At 65.6% G+C, this 15,828-nt stretch carries 12 protein-coding genes; 5 read left to right on the top strand and 7 right to left on the bottom strand.

Features of this window, described 5'->3' with window-relative positions:
- Nucleotides 1-9: 9 nt before the first annotated feature.
- The 6 genes from C7R54_RS26245 to bioA form a co-directional block, all read right to left on the bottom strand.
- The gene (locus C7R54_RS26245; protein ID WP_129153866.1) at nt 10-1,599 is read right to left on the bottom strand and encodes a GMC family oxidoreductase; all 1,590 of its coding nucleotides are present in this window, start codon (nt 1,597-1,599) and stop codon (nt 10-12) included.
- A 75-nt stretch (nt 1,600-1,674) separates the two neighbouring features.
- Nucleotides 1,675-2,232: a sugar dehydrogenase complex small subunit gene (locus tag C7R54_RS26240; protein ID WP_129153865.1), complete on the bottom strand. Its 558-nt coding sequence runs from the start codon at nt 2,230-2,232 to the stop codon at nt 1,675-1,677.
- A gap of 241 nt (nt 2,233-2,473) precedes the next feature.
- Nucleotides 2,474-4,192 carry a peptidylprolyl isomerase gene (locus tag C7R54_RS29515; protein ID WP_129153864.1) on the bottom strand — a complete coding sequence of 573 codons (1,719 nt, stop codon included), beginning with the start codon at nt 4,190-4,192 and terminating at the stop codon, nt 2,474-2,476.
- Nucleotides 4,193-4,330: 138 nt separating this feature from the next.
- Nucleotides 4,331-5,044 (bottom strand): dethiobiotin synthase, encoded by a 714-nt coding sequence (gene bioD / locus C7R54_RS26230; protein WP_129154063.1) that lies wholly within the window; start codon nt 5,042-5,044, stop codon nt 4,331-4,333.
- A gap of 26 nt (nt 5,045-5,070) precedes the next feature.
- Nucleotides 5,071-6,309 (bottom strand): aminotransferase class I/II-fold pyridoxal phosphate-dependent enzyme, encoded by a 1,239-nt coding sequence (locus tag C7R54_RS26225; RefSeq protein WP_129154062.1) that lies wholly within the window; start codon nt 6,307-6,309, stop codon nt 5,071-5,073.
- Nucleotides 6,310-6,321: 12 nt separating this feature from the next.
- On the bottom strand, nt 6,322-7,659 hold the full coding sequence (gene bioA, locus C7R54_RS26220) for an adenosylmethionine--8-amino-7-oxononanoate transaminase (RefSeq protein ID WP_129153863.1): 1,338 nt from the start codon (nt 7,657-7,659) through the stop codon (nt 6,322-6,324).
- A gap of 435 nt (nt 7,660-8,094) precedes the next feature.
- Between bioA and C7R54_RS26215 the strand changes: the two genes are divergently transcribed.
- From C7R54_RS26215 to C7R54_RS26205, 3 genes are all read left to right on the top strand, one after another.
- Entirely contained in the window at nt 8,095-9,318 is a 1,224-nt protein-coding gene (locus C7R54_RS26215) for a DUF1214 domain-containing protein (RefSeq protein WP_204524386.1), read from the top strand.
- Nucleotides 9,288-10,841, top strand: coding sequence for a DUF1254 domain-containing protein (locus C7R54_RS26210; RefSeq protein ID WP_240039725.1), 1,554 nt, complete (start codon nt 9,288-9,290; stop codon nt 10,839-10,841). The genes C7R54_RS26215 and C7R54_RS26210 overlap by 31 nt, the downstream gene beginning before the upstream one ends.
- 210 nt (nt 10,842-11,051) lie before the next feature.
- Nucleotides 11,052-12,035 (top strand): Bug family tripartite tricarboxylate transporter substrate binding protein, encoded by a 984-nt coding sequence (locus C7R54_RS26205; RefSeq protein ID WP_158021285.1) that lies wholly within the window; start codon nt 11,052-11,054, stop codon nt 12,033-12,035.
- Nucleotides 12,036-12,116: 81 nt separating this feature from the next.
- Here the strand turns inward: C7R54_RS26205 and C7R54_RS26200 are convergent, their stop codons facing one another.
- A complete protein-coding gene (locus C7R54_RS26200) occupies nt 12,117-13,028 on the bottom strand; it encodes a LysR family transcriptional regulator (protein WP_129153860.1) in 912 nt (303 codons plus the stop codon).
- A 268-nt stretch (nt 13,029-13,296) separates the two neighbouring features.
- On the opposite strand from C7R54_RS26200, the gene C7R54_RS26195 reads away from it, so the two are divergent.
- On the top strand, nt 13,297-14,199 hold the full coding sequence (locus tag C7R54_RS26195; RefSeq protein WP_129153859.1) for a pirin family protein: 903 nt from the start codon (nt 13,297-13,299) through the stop codon (nt 14,197-14,199).
- A 236-nt stretch (nt 14,200-14,435) separates the two neighbouring features.
- Nucleotides 14,436-15,818 carry an HdeD family acid-resistance protein gene (locus tag C7R54_RS26190; RefSeq protein ID WP_129153858.1) on the top strand — a complete coding sequence of 461 codons (1,383 nt, stop codon included), beginning with the start codon at nt 14,436-14,438 and terminating at the stop codon, nt 15,816-15,818.
- Nucleotides 15,819-15,828: the final 10 nt, after the last annotated feature.

Genomic DNA, 15,828 nt, shown 5'->3' with positions numbered 1-15,828 from the left:
GGCGTTTCCTCAGATCGAATGCAGGACGGCATCGGCGGTGCGCAAGGCCAGCGCCGCCGCGGTCAGCGTGGGATTGACCGTGCCCGTGGTCGTCATGACGTTGGGGCCGACGATGTACAGATTGGGGTGATCGTGGGCACGGCCGTGCGGATCCACCACGGACGTCCTGGGATCGGCGCCCATGATGGTGGTGCCCTGCGTATGCGGGTGCACCCAGGTCAACGGCGAGTACTCGGTGGCGCCGAACAACTCCGCCACGCGCTTGTAGACGTGCTTCGTATCCTCGAAACCGGCCAGGAAGTACGCATTGTCCCGGTTGAAATGCACTACCGGGGTGGGCAGGCCCAGCGCATCCTTGCGCGTCGTGCTGAGCGTGACGCGGTTCGACGGTTCACCGGGATATTCGTGCTGGGTGCTCAGTTCCATGATGCGCGCCGCCTGGTCGCGGATCATCTCGTCCAGGCGCGGGCCGATGATGCCTTTCTTCAGCAGGTTCCCCGCGATCATCTGGTTGGGGGAATTGTTCACCACCACATGCTTGGTGCCTGCCCGTACGCGGCGGAAGTCGCCGTCGCGCGCGGTGAAGAAGGTCTGGGGATGCACAGGGCCGCGTCCCGGCCACAACGCTTCGTCAGTCAGGAAGTTCTGGTGGCATTCCGGCTGACAGGACAGATTGCGGCCGACCATGTCCGAGCTGTTGGCGATGCCGGACATCAAGAGCAGGCGGGGGGTCTCGATCGAATAGGCAGCCAGCACGAAGGCGCGGGCCGTGAGCCGGTGGTCCGTGCCGTCCGGCGACTTGTAGCGCACCGCCACGATCTTGCCGGCGCCGTCGGCTTCCACCTGGTAGACCACGGCATCGGTCATCAGCTTCACGCCCACGTCCTCGGACTTGTAGGCATGCACCGACCCGTTGTACAGCGCCCCGATCGGACATACCGGGGTGCACGAGTTGTTGCCCTGGCAGGTCGGCCGGTCATCGTAGGGACGCGAATTGCGCGCAGTGGGTTCGTTGACGACACGGAACCCCGCCGCCGACAAGACTTCGTCCGCGCGCGCCTGCATGTACGGCAGCGGCTGGGCCTTCATGGGATACGGCGTCGAACGCGGCGGATAGGTGCCGGGACGTCCGGTGGCGCTTTGGTCGGCATCGTCCGGGCCCGACACGCCCATCTCGACTTCCGCCTGCGCATAGTATGGCTCCACGTCGTCGTAGCTGATCGGCCAGTCGCGGCTCACGCCGTACAGCGATTGCATCTTGAAGTCGTTGGGCAGGAAGCGGTAGCAGGCGCCGGCCCAGTGCCAGGTCGTGCCGCCGACCAGCCGCAGGTAGCTGGGGTTGTTCCGGGTCGTGCCCGTTTCCTCCAGATAGCCCTTGGTGTCGGACTTGGGGGCGTGGGCCGTATCCGGATAAGGGGCGTTGGGATTGCCCTTGACGGGCGTATTGCGGAACTTCTCGACGATTTTCCAGCGCGGCACGCGCGGCCCCGCTTCCAGCAGGATCACATGCTTGCCGGCCTTGCCGAGACGATGCGCGGCCAGGCTGCCGCACACACCAGAGCCGACGACGATGACGTCGGCATCAAATTCTGTAGACATGAAAACTCTCGCGGAAATCCCGTCTATGCCCGGGCGGCGAGGCCCGGCGCGTCGACGCGTGAGGGAGGTCGGGGATCAGGCGGCGGGCAGGACCGGCTTGGGCGTCCAATAGCCGTAGCCGCCAAGCTGATAGCTCGGGACCGTGGTGATGCCCGCGGTGGGCCGGTACATCAGCGCCTCGCGATAAGCGATCAGCTGCGTGGCCGGTCCGCTGCCGACACGTCCCAGATACCAGGCGCTGACGATTTCCACCGCGGTGGCGCGCAGGGCGGGATCCTTGCCGACCGGCGACGCATCGAAGGCGTCCATGCCGGTCAAGGTACCTGCCTGGCGCGCGGCCTGGCACGCGGATTCCAGCGCCGCATAGCGCTGTTCGAAGTCCTTTTCGACCAGGAGGGCCTGCAAGGTACGGCGGGCGATGACGGGATCGAGATCGTCCTTGCCGGTCAGGAAGCGGGACAGATCGAGAAAGCGCTTGCCGGAGGCGTCGGTGTCCGGCGCCTGCGCCCAGGCGGCGGTGGACCAGGTCGGTGCAGCCAAGGTGACGACCGAGGTCAAGGCGGCCATCAACAGATCACGACGGGCATAGCTGGCCGGCGCCGTTAGGACGCGGGACGGGGCAATTTTGCTCATTGGCTCGATACGGTGGGAAGACCAGGAATGAAAGCTTGCTTGTCTCTCCACTTCGCTGCGGGTACGTCTGCCGCGTCCCTGCTCTGCTGCCGGCAATTGTATGAATTAATGACAATCTCAAAACGCCAAAATAAGCCCGTCCCTAGCTGTTTTTCAAAATTAGGAGTGCGTTATGGCCGAAATGCCGCCAGAAGCTGAATTTTAGCTGAAGAAATACAGTTCGCCCTCTGTCCACCAACGGCTACCGGTTCGAGCTCGCAGTCTCGGATCGACCCCGCTCGGCGAACCAGCTCAGGGTGGCTTGCGTGTAGAAGGTGCGATCCAGCAGCGGCTTGGCATACACCCATCCGTCGTTGTGCTCGGCCTGCCACCCCTGGCCCCAGCTATTGATCACCCGAAGGGCATCGGCGCAGCGCTTACCCGACGGGTCGCAAACCTGCTTGTATCCCGCGATGACCACGCCGTGCAGGTTCTTGCACTTGGAAGCCGACGGCGCCTTGTCCATGCACACATTGCCCAGCGCCAGGGGGCGCTGGTCCAGCAACGCCTCCTTGATATAGGCGATCGCTTGCTTGTAGTTCCCCTTGCCCTTGGGCTGTTCCGGATAGAGCTTCACCTTCACGTTGTACATGTTCTCGAACTGAACCGCGGTGCTCAAGCGCCGGCACCGCTTGTTGATCAAGATCTTCATGATGAAACCTCGATAGTCCGGCAAAGCCAGGCCAGCGGCGACGTCCTTGTCGGCCACCGTCATGTTCAGGCTTTCCGTGAGCTTGCGGCGGAGTTCGCTGCGCGGATAGTCCGCCAGGAAGCAGGCTTCGCACTTGGTCACGACGGCGTGCTGGCGCCGGTACTCCTGCTCCAGCCAATTCCAGAAACGAAGCTGCGTCTCCAACGCAACCTCGGCGCCGCCGATCTTCTTCGTCGCGTCATCCAGCGACGCACACTCCTCCGAAGGCGCCTGCCCCTTGTTGTACGCGATCTCCTGCAGTACCGCGGCCGTGCTGCCGCCCATATTGATGCTGGGCAGGTCGCCCCCCTGGTCCTGCGCCGCGCCGTCCGCGCTCAGCGCGATCACCGAGAACATCTTGTCCCGTGTCACCCGCTGACAGTCTTCCTTCAGCGCGCGGCAGTTCTCCGCCGTCAACAGCGTGGACGCGGCCGCGGCGAAGCAGATGCCCAGGGTACCCTGGTGCATCAGGGGCGGCATGTTGCGCACCTGGCACACTTCACCCTTGTCGATGGCATTGGCGGGCACGGTCTCGAATCCGTAGACGCCGGCATCGTCCCCGGGAGGGGCCACCGGCTCCGGCTTGCGCGTGGGCGCTGCCGGTTCGTCGGCCCCGGGTTCATCCTGGCGCAATCGCGCGGAGATCAGCGGCGCCGGCACGTCGATATTCATCGATGCCACCGTAATGGCCTGCACCGGCACGTTGGCGTACATGCCCACCGTCCTGGTCGGCGAGGACGCGACGCGGTCGACCACGTCCATGCCGTTCACCACGCGTCCGAAGACGGCGTAGCCATGGCCGTCGGGCTTGGGCGCGTCCAGGCTGGGGTTGTCCACCAGGTTGATGTAGAACTGCGAGGTGGCCGAATTCGGGTTGGCGGTGCGCGCGGCGGCCAGCGTGCCGCGCAGGTTGCGCAGGCCGCTGCCGGCCTCCAGCGGAATCGGCCCGCGCGTGCGCTTCTCGACCAGCGCGCCGTCATAGCCGCCGCCCTGGATCATGAATCCTGGAATGACGCGGTGGAAGACCGTGCCGTTATAAAACCCCGACTTAACGTACTGGAGAAAATTCTCGACTGTCCGCGGCGCCTTGTCTGGATACAGCTCGACCACGATATCGCCCTGGCTGGTGGCGATTTTCACCCTAGGCGGTGCCGGCGCGGTCTGTGCCTGGAGAGACGCCCCCAGCATCAAGCCCATTATCCATGCCGCCAGCAAAAGCACTTTTTTCATGATCCCCGGCCCCCGACTGCCGATCGCGGGAAGCGTTGCGGGAAACACTGCCCGTAGCGCCAGGTCCCTTCCCCGCCCGGCTCATGTATCAACAGGAGCCATAAAGTATCTGGATCATACAGTCGGAGTTGCGGTTCGTCACTTAGCCGTGCCTTCCAATAAAGGCTGGACATCCAGGTATGGGGCCGCCGTGACACCGGAGGGGGATGCTAGCCAGGGGATAGCGCCTAGCAGCGGCGCCCCGTAATGGCGGCTGAACCGCTCGCGCAGGGTGTCGACGTTTTCCGGAAGGAAGCGCATGGCGGGGTCCACCGTGTTGGCGATCCAGCCGGCCAGGCGCAGGCCGCCGCGCGCGATGGCCTCGGCGGTCAGCAGGGCATGGCTAAGGCAGCCCAGGCGCAAGCCCACCACCAGGATCACCGGCAGGCCCAGCGCCCGCGCGAGGTCGCCGGTGTCGCGTTCATCATCCAGGGGCACGCGAAAGCCCCCGACGCCCTCGACGATGGTGATGTCGGCGCGCTGGACGATATCGCGGTGACAGCGGACGATGCGGGCGATGTCCAGGGCCACGCCTGCCTGCCGCGCCACCAGGTGCGGCGCGGCGGGTTCGCGCAGCAGGAAAGGCGTGGACAGCACGGCCGGGACGGGCACCGTGGCGCAGTCCGCCAGCGCCTGCGCGTCCTCGTTGCGCCACACGCCATCCGCGCCCTGCTCCGCGCCGGCGGCGACGGGCTTCATGGCCGCCGTGGCGCGGCCGCGGGCAGCGCAGGCCCGCAGCAGGCCGCAACTGGCCAGCGTCTTGCCGATCTCGGTATCGGTGCCCGCGATGAAATAAGACAAGGGCGAGGACAGGGGCGATAGGGACGGACGGGATGCGGTCATGATGCGGACAAGACCTCGATGAAGCGTTCGATATCGGCCGGCTCATGCGCGGCGGACAGGGACAGGCGCAGCCGCGCGGTACCGGGCGGCACGGTGGGCGGGCGCACGGCGGGCGCCCAGAACCCCTGCGCCAGCAGCGTCTCGGCCAGGTCCAGCGCCGCCTGGTTCGCGCCGACCAGGACAGGCTGGATCGCGGTGGAGGACCGGGGCAGGCAGGCTGTCTCCGAACCTGCACAGGCCGCGCCGGCCCGAGGCAAGCCGCTGGCCTGGCCTGTGCCGGTCGTCCGGCGCGTGCCGATCGCCGCGCTCAGCATTTCGATATGGCCGGCCAGGCGCGCTCGCCGCGCCTGGCCGTCGCCGCCGCGCATGATGCCGATGCTGCTGATGGCCGCGTGCGCCAGCGCCGGCGCGGCCGCCGTGGTGTAGATATAGGTGCGGGCCCGTTGTATCAGCCACTCGATGACCGTCTCTTCCGCCACGATGAAGGCGCCCGCCACGCCTGCCGCCTTGCCCAGCGTGCCCATATAGACCAGCAAGGGCGAGCGCAAGCCCAGGGCCGCCACGCTACCCGCGCCATCGCTGCCCTGCACGCCGAAACCGTGGGCGTCGTCAACCGCCAGCCACGCCTGGTGCCTTTCCGCCAGCGCCAGCAGGTCCGCCAGCGGGGCGATGTCGCCGTCCATGCTGAACACGGCATCGGTCACGATGATCTTGACGCCGGCGTGCGCGTCCGCCGCCAGCATCTCGCCCAACGCGGCCGCGTCTCCATGCGGATAGATACGCACGTCCGCCCGCGCCAGGCGCGCGCCGTCGATCAGGGAGGCATGGTTCAGCGCGTCGGAATACAGCGTCGCGCCGGGCCCGGCGAGCGCGGCCAGCATCGCGATATTGGCCATGTAGCCGGTGGAGAACGTCAGCGCGCGCGGGTTGCGGGCGAAGCCGCCGCAGTACTCCGCCAAGGTGTCCTCCAGCAGCGCGTGGGCGCGGGAATGCCCTCCCAGCAGATGGGACCCGCCGCTACCCGCGCCATATTGCCGGGCGCCTTGCGACAGGGCCTCGATCAGCTCGGGGTGGTTCGCCAGGCCCAGGTAGTCGTTGCTGGCGAAGGCGACGACATCGCGCCCGTCGATGCGGATGCGCGGCGCGCAGGGTGTGTCGGAGATGCGGCGCCGTCGGTGCAGGCCACGGACCTGCAGGTCCGCCAGGCCGGCGCGCAGGACTTCAAGAGGATGGATGGCGGTCATGGACTATTCACTCAAGGTCTTTTCCAGGGCGGCTATCGTCGCCGAGGCCAATTGCACGATCTGCTCGTCATCGAGGATGTACGGCGGCATCAGGTAGACGGTGCGGCCGATGGGGCGCAGCAGCGCGCCGGCCGCCAACGCATGCCGTGCATACCGTTGCGCGAAGCCGCCCTGCCCCGGCCGGCCCCGCTCAGCGACGTCGAAGGCCAGGATGGCGCCGCGGCGGCGCAAATGCGCGACGTCCGGATGCGAGGCCAGGTTGCCCAGTGCCCGTTCAAGCGCATCGAACCGCACCCGGTTGCGGGCGATCGCGTCCGTGCGCACGAACAGGTCCAGGGTGGCCAGGGCAGCCCGGCAGGCCAGCGGATTGCCCGTGTAGGAGTGCGAATGCAGGAAGCCGCGCGCGATCTCGTCGGCATAGAACGCATCGTGGATGGCATCGGTCGACAGCACCACGGACAAAGGCAGGTAGCCACCGCTGATGCCCTTGGACAGGCACAGGAAGTCGGGCCGGATGCCGGCCTGCTCGTGCGCGAAGAAAGTGCCCGTACGGCCGAAACCCACCGCGATCTCGTCGGCGACCAGGTGCACGCCATGCCGGTCGCAGAGTTCGCGCAGGCCGCGCAGGTACGAAGGATCGTGCATGGCCATGCCGCCGGCGCATTGCACGAGGGGTTCCACGATGATGGCGGCGATATGGGTGGCGCGCGCCTCGAACAGCCGGGCCACCTCGGCCAGGGCGCGCGCGGCGACGTCGGCCGCCGATTCGCCCGGCGCCGCCAGCCGCGCGTCCGGCGACGGCACCCGGTGCGCATGGCGCAGCAAGGGGCCGTATGCGTCGCGGAACAGCGCCACGTCAGTGACGGCCAGGGCGCCCAGCGTCTCGCCGTGGTAGCCGTTGTCGATGCAGACGAAGTCCCGCTTCGCGGCATGGCCGTGGTTGCGCCAGAAGTGGAAGCTCATCTTCAACGCGATCTCGACCGCCGAAGCGCCGTCCGAGGCGAAGAACGCATGGCCCAGCGTTCCCCCCGTCAATGCGGACAGGCGCTCCGCCAGCATGACAGCGGGTTCATGCGTACACCCCGCTAGCATGACGTGCGCCAGCGTGCCGAGTTGGTCCGCCACGGCGGCATTGATGTCGGGATGGGCGTGGCCGAACAGGTTGACCCACCACGAGCTGATCCCGTCCAGGTAGCGCCGCCCTGCCGCGTCGTACAGGTAGGCGCCGCGGGCGCGCGCGATCGGCAACAGCGGAATGCGCTCGTGGTGCTTCATCTGCGTGCACGGATGCCACACGGCGCTCAGGCTGCGCGTCACCAGGTCGGGACTCGGGGCTTGCATACGAACGTCTCCAGCGGAATGACGGCGGCGATCGTAGGGAGGCGGCAAGAACGGCGCAAACCAGCCTTTCGGAGGTTTTTAGCGGCAGGTTGTCATCAACTCCACGGAATTGCCGGAGATAGCCGACGCCGCGTCCCTATCATGCCGCCATATCAAGACCAGGAAAGCGGCACCCAACTTGTATCAAAATGCGTCGCCCCCACCGCGAACGGCCCGCGGCGTGGCAGATTACGCTCGGTGTCCGTCCCTATGCTCGATGTTTCGCCACGGAATTGATCTCTTCGTTTTCCCGCCCCGGTTTTTCCACCCCGGTAAGTAGAGAGAGAAATCATGCGCTTGAGCCGTCGAAGTTTCCTGTCCCTGATCGCCGCAGTCGCCCCACTTCCGTCCGCCTCCTGGGCAACAGCGACATCCATTCCTCCCAACAGCACGGACATGGAGCAAGCCTATCTCTACCTGCTCGGTCGCGCCCTGGTGCTACGGCAGGAGCATAGCGATCGCAACACCGAAGGCTTCGCCTATAACCAGATCAAGTACAACCCCCTGGGCTCGGCGGACTTCGTCAATCCCAACTTCGATGTCGCCTACCTCGAAGCCTGGTTCGCGGTTGACGACCGCAGCCCGGTGTTGTTGACGGTGCCCGAAATCAAGGGGCGCTACTACACCGCCCAGATACTCGACGAATGGGGCGAGGTCATCGCCAACATCAACGAACGCACGTTTCCCTCGCAGCCTTTCGGCCGGTACGCCCTCGTCGCGCCGGGCTGGCGCGGCGATGTGCCCGCGGGCGCGGCCCGCATCGAGCTGCACTCGCGCAAGGCCAAGCTGCTGGGCCGGGTCGAACTGAAGGGCGATCCGGAAGGCGCGATAACGTTGCAGAAGGCGTTCCAGGTCACGGCACTGGGCAATCCGGTGATCGTGCCGCCGCCATTCGTGCCCGCATTCGGCAACAAGGACCTGATCGGCGTCGAAATCTTCGACGACATCGACGCGCGAATAAACAGTGCTTTCGATGTCTGCCCCATGGCCGCCCAGCTGCAGCAGCAGGCGCGCGCCGTCGCGGCCCACGCCGCGTCTTCGCCGCAGTCGCGGGCCGCCATGGACAAACTGCTGCGCGAGCACGTGATACCGCGATTCATCGAATATGCCTTCACGAAGAGCGCGCCGTATCGCAACCACTGGGTAGGCGGGGGCAAGACAGGCAACTACGGCGACGACTATCTGCTAAGGACCGTCGTCAATTACGCGGGCATTTGGGCGAACACCGATGACGAGGTCATCTACTTCGTGGCAACTCGCGATGCCGACGAAAATCCCTTGAACGGCGCCAACAATTATGTGATCCATTTCCCCGCCGACAAGCTGCCACAGTCGGTGGTCGATGCTTATTGGTCAGTCATATTGGTAGGCGTGCCGGATTACCGCGTCGTGCCGAACGACCTGAAGCGCTACAACTTCAACAGCTATTCCGACCTGAAGAAGGAGGCCGACGGTTCCCTGAAAATCGCCATAGGCCCCGCGCCGGTCGCCGGCGTTGCGCAGTCCAACTGGCTACCCGCGCCCAAGGACAAACCGTTCTCCCTCACCTTCCGGACCTACGTCCCGAAGGAAGAGGTCAAGACAGGCGGGTGGGCGCCGCCGCCGGTCACCAAGCTCTGATCCGTTCGCAACGAATTCACCCGGAAGGAATGATGATGATGCATATAGGCCGTCGCTGGAGTCGTTATGCCGTCCGCCTTGCCATCGGTGCGGGAATCGGGCTTTGCACAGCCAGCGTCCATGCGCAACCCGTGCCGCTGTCACCCGGTTTCGCGTCGGCCATGCCTGCCGGCCCGGTCAAGGGCACGAAGCTTACCGAGGCCTATGCTCGCCTCGTCGCGCGGGATGCCTATTTCTGGGCGTGGCCGCTGGTGAACATGGCCGCCCGGCGGGCCGCTTATACCAAGGTCCCAGAAATGATGTACATGGGCGCCGCGCCCATGTCGCCGTTGAACCACTTGACCATGTTGACGGACTACTTCCCTCCCGACGTGCGCCTGGTGGCCTGCCCCAACCAGGACGTGGTGTACGGCGGGGGACTGGTCGCGCTCGACCAGTCCCCGGTGGTGGTGCAGGTTCCTGATTTTGGCGATCGCTTCTGGGTTTACCAGGTGGTCGACTCCCGGACCGACGGGTTTGCGCAGCTCGGAAAGATGTACGGCACCAAACCGGGGTTCTATCTGTTGGTGGGTCCCAACTGGCATGGCGACGTCCCGCAAGGCATTACGCGGGTGTTCAGGTCGTCCACCAATACGGGCAACGTCATCCCGCGGGTATTCATGGATGACGACGCGGCCGACAGGGCAGCGGTCCAGGATGTCTTGAAAAACATCGCGATATATCCGCTCGCCCAATACGACGGCACGATGAAGACAATCGACTGGAAGGGGCTGAAGCACATTCCCGCAGCCGCAGGCGGCGACACTGAAACAGCATGGGTGACGCCCGGGACGTTCTTCGACCTGCTGCCCGCCGCGCTGGCCGATGCGCCGCCATTGCCGGGCGAGGAAACCCGGTATGCGCAGGCGCTGGCGCTGCTGGATACCATCAAGTCCGACCCGGCATTGCGCAAGGCCGTCATCGACGAGGCGGGGAAAGCCGATGCTGAGCTCATAGAACCCCTGTTCCAGTTCCGCAACTATGGCCTGCAGCTCCCTTATCACTGGAGCACCACGTCCAATACGGCGGCATTCGGCAGCGATTACTTCACCCGGACGGCGGTGGCGAAGTCCAACATTTTCGTCAATGCGCCTACCGAGACGAAATACTTCTACCAGGACCTGGACCAGGATGGCGGCCGCTTGAATGGCGCCCATCGGTATACGCTGACCTTCGCGCCGGGGCAGACGCCGCCGGTCTACGGTTTTTGGTCGCTCACCCTTTATAACGACAAGCATTTCTTCGTCCCGAACCCCATCAAGCGCTATTCAGTGGGTACGAAGAACAAGGACTTGAAGCTCAACAAGGACGGGTCGATGACGATCTACGTCCAGAGCGACGCCCCGACCGATCCGGACCAGCGCGCCAATTGGCTGCCCGCCCCGAAGGACGGCGATTTCTCCCTCTATGTCCGCGCCTACTGGCCCAAGGCCGCAACCACCGACGGCGCCTGGTCGCCGCCAGCGGTGCAACGCGCAAAATGAGGGTTCGGATAGCTCCTTGCTGCGCGGGATAAACGGCGTTCTCAATTTGGCAACGCGGGACCGGCGCAACCTGATTACGATTTGCTCCTTCACGGTTCGAGACGCCACGCCGCTTCGGTCGCGTGGCGTTTTGCGCTGTATAGGGTCCGACATGGGCTCGCGATGCAGGGCCCGGCATGGGCTCGAAAATTAGAACGTTTGGAGATATGCATGAAGAAGTTTTCCCTGGGCCTCAAGGCCCTCGGCGTCGCCATGGCGCTGTCTTTCTGTTCGGCGTCCGCCCTGGCCGCGGACTATCCCGACAAACCTCTCCGTGTCATCGTCCCTTATGTTCCCGGCGGCAACCTGGACATCACGACCCGGGCCATCACCACGGCGATGGCGCGCATCATGAAGGCCACCCTGGTCGTCGAGAACATGGGCGGCGCAGGCGGGTCCATCGGCGCCAGTTATGCCGCGCGCTCGAATCCCGATGGCTATACCGTGCTGTCCACCACCATCGTCCCGCTGGTGGTGAACCCCGTCATGGTGCCGGCCACCAAGGTCAGGCTGGGCGACTTCGAACCGGTCGGCATGCTGGCCGTCGCGCCTTCCGTGCTGGAAGTCAATGCCAGGAACAAGAAAGGCATCAAGGACTTCAACAGCTTCCTCGCCTACGCGAAAGCGCACCCCAACGATATCTCCGTCAGCCATGCCGGCAACGGCACCACTAACCACATCGCGGCCTTGATGATGGAACGCGATTTCGGCATCACGCTGAACCTGATCCCGTACAAGGGCTCGGCGCCCGCCCTCAGCGACCTGGTGGGCGGCCAGGTCGACGCGATGGTCGACCAGCTGACCAGCTCGCAGCCGCAGATCGACGCCCATACCGTGCTGCCGCTGGCGGTCACCTCCATCAAGCGGGCGCCGGGCATACCCGATACGCCTACCGTCGCGGAACTGACCAAGACCCAATTCGAAATGGTCACCTACTCCGCGCTGATGGTCCCCAAGGGTACGCCGCTGGCCATCCGCCAGGCCTTGAACGACGCGCTGTCCAAGGCGGTAGCCGACCCGGACGTCAAGCGGGCGCTGGCGACCGTGGGTTCGGAAGTGGTGCCCTCCACGCTGGAGCAGGCCTCGAAGATCGTGGCGGCGGAGGAAGCCAAGCTGCAACCGCTGATCTCCTCGGGCATGTTGAAGCCGGAGTAACAGGACCCGCCGCGGCCGAAAAAAGCCCGGACCCCCAGCCCGGCCCCAAGCCCGCGCCGCTCCCCATCCAGGCCTTCTTCGTCAGTCTTCCTGCAAGGCCTGGAACTGCTGGACCAGGTGGTCCAGCAGCGCGCGCACGGCGGGCAATTGCCCGCGGCGCGACGCATAGACGGCGTGGATGATCTCGCGCCGTGGCTCCCACCCCGGCAGTACCTGCACCAACGTCCCGGCGCGCATTTCCTCGCGCACCATCATATTGGGCAGCTGCACCACACCGGCCCCCATCACGGCCGCGACACGCAGCGCCAGCATGGACTGCGTGACCATGCGCGGCTGATGCCGCACCTCGGCGCGTACGGCATCCGGCCCGTACAGCACCCAGCGATGCACCTCTTGCGCGCTGCCCATGTCCAGGCTGGGCCAGCCGGACAGGTCCGTGGGCCCGGCAGGCGTCCCCATGCGGGCCAGCAAGTCGGGGCTGGCCACCAGGCATTGCCGGCGCTCCGCCAGCGTGCGCAACACCAGGTCGCTGTCCTGCAAGGGCGGCGGACGCACGCGCAAGGCCAAGTCCAGTCCTTCGCCCACCACGTCCACACGCCGGTTGGTCTCCTCCACTTGCAGCGCCACGCGCGGATATTGCTGCATGAAACCGGCCAACATATGGCCCACACGGGTCGCCAGCAGGACCACGGGACAGCTCATGCGCACGACGCCGCAAGGCTCGGAATGCGCCAGCGCCACCGATTCCTCCGCGGCCTCGGCTTCGGTCAGCATGGCGCGGCAGTGCTGGTAGTAGCGCTTGCCTATGTCCGTCACGGCGAAGCTGCGCGTCGAACGCAGCAGCAGGCGCGCGCCCAGGCGCTCCTCCAGCAGGGTCACGCGGCGGCTGAGCTTGGATTTCGGTATGCCCAGGGCCCGGCCCGCCGGCGCGAAGCCGCCATGCTCCACCACCTGGGCGAAGAAATAGAGCTCGTTGAGGTCCGGCAGTTTCATCGTCTATCCCCCTCGTGGGCAGGCGTCGGCCAAGACCAACGCGATGGCGGTCCATGAAGGCCGGATCAGCATCAAGGACGGCGGACCGGCGTCTTGTGGACGCGGCTGACCAACCCGGTACGAAGCAAGCGGCTTCATTGTTTCATAAATAGAACGCTGAGGCCAAATATTGAGGACTATTCAATATATCGTTCCAAAATCATAATCCCCCCATGTCCAACGCCCGCCGCCGTTCCGGCTCGCGCGAGCGCAGCAAAGGAGAAACATCATGCTCAAGAGAATCCTGGGTATCTATGACGCCCCTCGCCCCCACTGGGTGGGTGACGGTTTCCCCGTCCGCTCCCTGTTCAGCTACGGCGACCATGGCAAGGCCCTGAGCCCGTTCCTGCTGCTGGACCATGCCGGTCCCCAGACCTTCGCGCCCACCACGGCGCGCCGGGGCGTGGGCACGCACCCCCATCGCGGCTTCGAGACCGTGACCATCGTTTATGAAGGCGAGGTCGCGCACCGAGATTCCACGGGCGCGGGCGGCACCATCGGCCCCGGCGATGTGCAGTGGATGACGGCGGCCTCGGGCATCCTGCACGAGGAATACCATTCCGACGACTTTGCCCGCAGCGGCGGTCCGCTGGAGATGATGCAACTCTGGGTCAACCTGCCGGCGCGGGACAAGATGTCGGCGCCCGGGTACCAGACCCTGCTGAACGCCGACATTCCGCAAGTGGCGCTGCCCGCAGACGCGGGGTTCGTCCGTGTCATCGCTGGCGACCATGGCGGCAGCCACGGCCCGGCCAGGACCTTCACGCCCATCGATGTCTGGGACGTGCGGCTCAAGACCGGCGCCACGGCGGCGTTCAAGGCCCAGCCCGGCCATACCCTGGCGCTGGTGGTGATGCATGGCACCGTCCTGGTCAACGGGGAAATCGCCCGCGCCGGCCAGCTGGTGCACATGGATCGCGAGGCCGACGAGGTGCACCTGGAAGCCAACAACGACGTCACCTTGCTGTGGCTGTCGGGTGAGCCCATCGACGAGCCGGTGGTCGGCTACGGACCCTTCGTCATGAACAGCCACGAGGAAATCCAGCAGGCGATGGAGGACTTCCGCAGCGGCCAGTTCGGTCGCATCCCCGCCGCCGGCGGCGCGGCGTCCGCGGCGACGCTGGATCACTGAGCGGTTCGCACCGCCGTGGCGGGTCCGGTGACCTCGCCGCGCCCATCCAGCCCAGCCCGCGAGCACCATCGCTCGCGGGCTTGTTTTTTTGGGTCGTCCTGGCCTGGCGGCGTGCGCGCGTTGCGCCTCCGCCCCACATGGAGATGCAACAAAATCTGAAAAATATTTCGGACCGACGGTTTACTCAGTTAGCATCCGGCGAGAAAAATCAAAAATAACGGGAACAGGGATCTGGCATGACGCATCTGATTCTTTTGCTTCTTGGCGGCGAGTTCCTGCGCCGGCGCGGCAGGATGCTGGTCATCATCGGTTGGCTGCTGCTGCTGGCCGGCATAGGCGTCTTCATCGACGCGCTGGATGGCGCGCTGTATTTCCCGCTGGCCCTGTTCGCGATCATCTTCATCCTCGAAGGATCGGCGACCTTGCTCATCGCGAAATCGGGCGTGGGCGGACAGCGCGTGCTGCGCTTCGCCAAAGGCCTGTTCGCCGTGACCATAGGCGTCCTGATCCTGGCCGGCCAGCACCATGGGCATTTTGTCCTGTCGATGATCTTCGGGCTGCTGTTCCTGGCCGACGGCGTGATGCAATGCACGGCGGCCTATGTGGTTCGCTATGAGCGCTGGAAATACGTCCTCGCGTCCGGCATCGCCGAGATCGCGCTGGCGATCTTCTTCTTCCAGCCTTATCCCACCCATTACGTCGGCACGCTGCCCTATTTCCTGGGACTCTTTCTCGCGTTCTCGGGCCTGAAGCTGCTTGCGCTGGCCGGACGCGTGAAGCGCCTGGGCGCCGATTCGACCCTGCACGACCATCGACAGGCGAACTTCATGCCGACGGAAGACCTGGCAGGCCACTTCCAGGACGTCACGTTCGATGGTCCTCCCCAGCAGACCGAAAGAGCCTTGACCGTCCATATCTGGACGCCGACAGGGTCGGCGAAGGCGGAAACGCGCAACTATCCGCTGGTGGATCGCTACATCGCGGCCGTGGACGTCAACGGCGTCATTTCCACGGGCCATGCGGCGCTGGAAACGCCCGACGGGATATACATCAGCCTGTACCCGGCGCAGGAAATCGATCGATCGCCCGATCAATTCGCCCAGCTGCTGCGCGCCACCGCCGACAACGATGTGCCCGGCGTGTTCCAGCCCGATTACGCCACCGAATCGCGGGCCTGGTGCCCGTCTTCCGTCCAGGTCAGGATCCGCAACTACGATGCGCGGCGGCTGGCGGCCTTCTGGGAGGCGTATCGCCAGGAGGCCACGTACAACCTCACCCACCGGAATTGCTCCAGTTCGGTCTCCAACGCGCTCGATGCGGCGCTGGAGGGCGCCGTCGGCCGCCTGCACGGATCGAAAGCGGGATGGCGCGTGCTGCTGCGCCTGCTCCTAACCCCTGAATTGTGGGTCGCGGCCCAGATACGCAAGCGCGCGCTGACGATGGCATGGACGCCCGGGCTGACGCTGGACTATGCGCGCGCCATGAGCATGCTCGCCGACCCGCGACCGTTCGGCTGGTGGCAAATGTCGCAAGCGGCGCTACGACGGATAGCGGACATGCGCGCCGCCTGGCGCCGGCAGGATCAGGAGGCGACCGCCCGGGGTTCGCGGCAATCCTAGCGGCAATCCT

Source organism: Achromobacter aloeverae, from assembly GCF_004121055.1.
In the GTDB taxonomy this organism is placed as follows: domain Bacteria; phylum Pseudomonadota; class Gammaproteobacteria; order Burkholderiales; family Burkholderiaceae_B; genus Bordetella_C; species Bordetella_C aloeverae.
The sequence above is the reverse complement of the archived record's forward strand: the minus strand, read 5'-3'. Positions and strand labels throughout refer to the sequence as shown.